Raw genomic sequence first — 3728 nt, forward strand, 5'->3', positions numbered from 1 at the left:
AGTTTTTTGCAACAGTCCAGAACAAACTTCATTGGGCAATTACAAAGCAAACAGCAGCAGAGATAATTGTTTCAAGAGCCGACCACAAAAAGGATAAAATGGGATTGACATCATGGAAAACTTCACCTGATGGCAAAATACGGAAATCCGATGTTTCTATCGCTAAGAACTATCTCTCTGAAAAAGAACTAAAACCATTAAACCGTATTGTTACTATGTATCTTGATTACGCAGAGCATCAGGCAGAAAAAGGCATAGCAATGACAATGAAAGACTGGGTTGAAAAATTAGATGCTTTTTTGAAATTTAATCAAGAAGACATACTGCATAATGCAGGCAAAGTAACAGCAGCAATAGCAAAAGCATTTGCAGAAAAAGAATACGACAGTTATAAACCTATTCAAGAACTTTTGTTTGAAAGCGATTTTGATAAAATGATAAAAAAACAAATCAATCCTAAAAATGACCTATAAAGGCAACATAAAGATATTGGATTTGTACAAGACAGCCTTTTTATGTTCGCAAAAATGCCCGGCAGAAATTGTGCTTAAAAGTTATGATTGGGCAAAAGAACAGCGAAAGCAAGGAAACTGCATTGTCTGTGGCAACCACTCGCAAATAGAAAAAGATGTTTTTGAAATATTGCTAAAAGGAAAACAGCCTTTAGTTTTAGTACTGCCAAGAAGTCTAAAGAAAAGATGGGAACCTAAAATTTTAAAGGCAGTGATTAAAAACAGGCTCTTGATTATTAGTCCATTTGATGATAATTCAAATAGTAGAATAACCCGTGAAAATGCCATCAAGAAAAATGAAACTATTATTTCATTGGGAAATAAAATAGTAGTTGGTTATAAATCAAAAAACGGACAATTAGAAAATTTATTAAATGGAAAAAAGCATGAACAATTATAGCCAACGCCAGAATATCTAAAAAAATAATTGTAAATTTGAACAATAGTAAAATCAAAGAAAATTAACATTGGACTAAAATGAGATTTTATTTAAAATAATGACTGAAACAAAATCATACAGAAAATACTTTTCAATATTCCTGATAATTGTATTTTTCAGCCCTTTGCTGATAAAAGCAACGCACTTTTTGTTTGTACACCATGAGCGTCATCATATTTCTTTTTCAGATAAACCGAAAGTTAATGAAAAACATAAAAACTGTCCTATTTGTGCTTTCGAATTTGTCGAATTTATTGACAATGAAAACCCACAATATACTGTCAAACCGGAATTCTTTTTAGATTACGATACTTCTTACAGCCAAAGTGAACATATAGTATTTCCCTCTTACTCATTCAATCTGCGAGCACCACCTGTTAATTCATAACAATAACAATTTAATTAATTGTTGTCATCGTAATTATTCTTATTTATTAACAGCTTGTTGGTTATGCATCGTATAGCCAACTTTATAATTTTAAACTTATATGAAAAAAGTAAAAATTTCATGCTTTATCATTATGCTATTTGCAATGATGAACCAAATCGGTTTTGCCCAAAACAGTATCAAAGGCAGAGTAACCGATAAAACAAATAATGAGGCTTTGTCTTTTGCCAATGTTTATCTTCCAGAACAAAATAAAGGCACATTAACCGATGAAAATGGTGAATTTGCATTAACCAATTTACCTAAAGGAGAATTTAAAATTCAGTTTTCGTATGTGGGTTATAAAAGCATTATAAAAACTATTTTTGCCAATAATACGGAAACAATATTAAATATTGAAATGGAACCTACCGTATTACAAGCCGAGGAGGTTGTTATTTCAGGAGGAACCTATTCAACGCAACACGAAAATGCTATTAAAATTGATTTGATAAAAAGCAAAGAAATTACTTCTATTGGCACACCTACTTTTATCGAAGCCATTGCCAATGTTCCAGGTGTAGATATGATTGCCAAAGGAACAGGGGTAGCAAAACCTGTTATTCGCGGCTTATCAATGACCAATATTTTGATGCTTAACAATGGTGTGAAAATGGAAAATTTTCAATTTTCAGAAAACCATCCCTTTCTTATCGATGAATTTGGTATTGACCGAATAGAGATAATAAAAGGACCTGCTTCATTGCTTTATGGATCTGATGCTGTTGGTGGTGTTATCAATATAATAAAGGAAAAACCGGCACCAACAGGAAAAATTCTCGGTGATTATAATATGCAATTCCATTCAAACACACAAGGAGTTGTAAGTAATCTTGGTATAAAAGGAAGTTCCGAAAACTTTTTTTGGGGCTTAGGTGTAGGTGCAAAAAGCCATGCTGATTATAAAGATGGAAATGGCAATTATGTTCCTAATACACGTTTTAATGAATATAGTTTTAAAACCGATGTGGGTATAAATAAATCATTCGGACTTTTCCGTTTGTATTACGATTATAGTCAACCCAAACTCGGTATGTGTGTGGGCACTGCAGTTCCGTTAACAATTGAAAACGGAAGAGAAAACAAATTTTGGTATCAGGATTTGACAAATCATATAATTTCTACCAGAAATACATTATTCTTCAAAAAATACAAAGTTGATTTGAATGCTGCTTATCAAATGAACAACAGGCGATTGCAGACTGATGAGAATATGCCGTTTTTTGAAATGGTAGATATGGACTTGAATACATTTTCTTATGAAGTAAAGACTTATTTGCCATCAACAGCAAATTCGGAATACATCGTAGGACTGCAGGGGGCTAATAAAACCAATAGAAACAATGAAGCCCCAAATCATATACTTCCCGATGCCGATGTGAATGATTTCTCAGTTTTTGGATTAGCTCAATATACTTTTTTTGAAAAAATGAAAGCACAAGCCGGTATAAGATATGATTTCCGTTCCATATCAACAGAGGCAGAGATAAACAAAGAAGCTGTTAATACTGATTATGGAAATGTAAGTGCCTCCCTCGGTGCAACTTATAAGATAAACAAAAATATCTTATTACGCACAAATTTGGCTTCCGCTTACAGAACTCCTAATATTGCCGAATTAACGCAAAATGGCATGCACGGTGCAAGATACGAGCAGGGAAACCCCAACTTAAAATCACAACGCAGTTACGAAGCCGATCTAAGTACCCATTTTCATTCAAAATATGTGATGGTTGATATTTCCTGTTTTTATAACAGTATTAACGATTATATTTTTATTGCCCCAACTGACGATACAATTGCAAGTGGCGATAAAATTTATAGATATTCGCAAACCAATTCTGGAATTTATGGTGGTGAACTTGCTATTGATGTTATGCCGTTCGACTGGTTAAATTTTCAAACAAGCTATGCTTATCTGATTGGCAAACAAGATAACGGAAATTATCTTCCATTCATTCCGCAAAATAAACTGCGAGTTGAACTCAAATTTCAAAAACAAAATTTGGCTTTCTTAAAAAATCCTTTTTTAAAAGTTGGGGGGCTTCTTGCTTCAAAGCAAAACAATCCTGCAATGTTTGAAACTGAAACCGATAGCTATTTTTTGTTAAATGCCGGAATTGGAACAGAGATAAAATGGGCAAATCAGATGGTATCTTTGTCTGTTCATGCAAATAATTTGCTGAATGAAACTTATATAGACCATTTATCAACATTGAAGGGAATGGGCTATTATAATATTGGTAGGAATATCAGTGTAAATTTGAAAATTCCGTTTGGAATTAAATAAAATTCAATTGTTAATATGGTTCTGTCGTGCAAAAGACGGCAGAACCTTTAAACGCATATT

4 protein-coding genes are annotated in these 3728 nt (G+C 32.9%); all 4 read left to right on the forward strand.

Annotation, left to right across the window (positions count from 1 at the left end):
* Positions 1-473: RhuM family protein (gene rhuM, locus U9R42_05370; GenBank protein ID MEA3495449.1), on the forward strand; the 473-nt coding region annotated here is incomplete at its 5' end.
* Positions 474-543: 70 nt separating this feature from the next.
* The gene (locus tag U9R42_05375; GenBank protein MEA3495450.1) at positions 544-912 is read left to right on the forward strand and encodes a DNA-binding protein; all 369 of its coding nucleotides are present in this window, start codon (positions 544-546) and stop codon (positions 910-912) included.
* A 97-nt stretch (positions 913-1009) separates the two neighbouring features.
* Positions 1010-1339 (forward strand): hypothetical protein, encoded by a 330-nt coding sequence (locus tag U9R42_05380; GenBank protein MEA3495451.1) that lies wholly within the window; start codon positions 1010-1012, stop codon positions 1337-1339.
* Between the two features lie 100 nt (positions 1340-1439).
* Positions 1440-3668 (forward strand): TonB-dependent receptor, encoded by a 2229-nt coding sequence (locus U9R42_05385; protein ID MEA3495452.1) that lies wholly within the window; start codon positions 1440-1442, stop codon positions 3666-3668.
* The last annotated feature ends 60 nt before the right edge of the window (positions 3669-3728 follow it).

This window comes from Bacteroidota bacterium, assembly GCA_034723125.1.
Classification (GTDB): Bacteria; Bacteroidota; Bacteroidia; order CAILMK01; family JAAYUY01; genus JAYEOP01.

Coding starts and splice junctions, on each gene's coding strand:
- U9R42_05380 (MEA3495451.1), top strand. CDS start 1,010: ATGACTGAAACAAAATCATACAGAAAATACTTTTCAATATTCCTGATA.
- U9R42_05385 (MEA3495452.1), top strand. CDS start 1,440: ATGAAAAAAGTAAAAATTTCATGCTTTATCATTATGCTATTTGCAATG.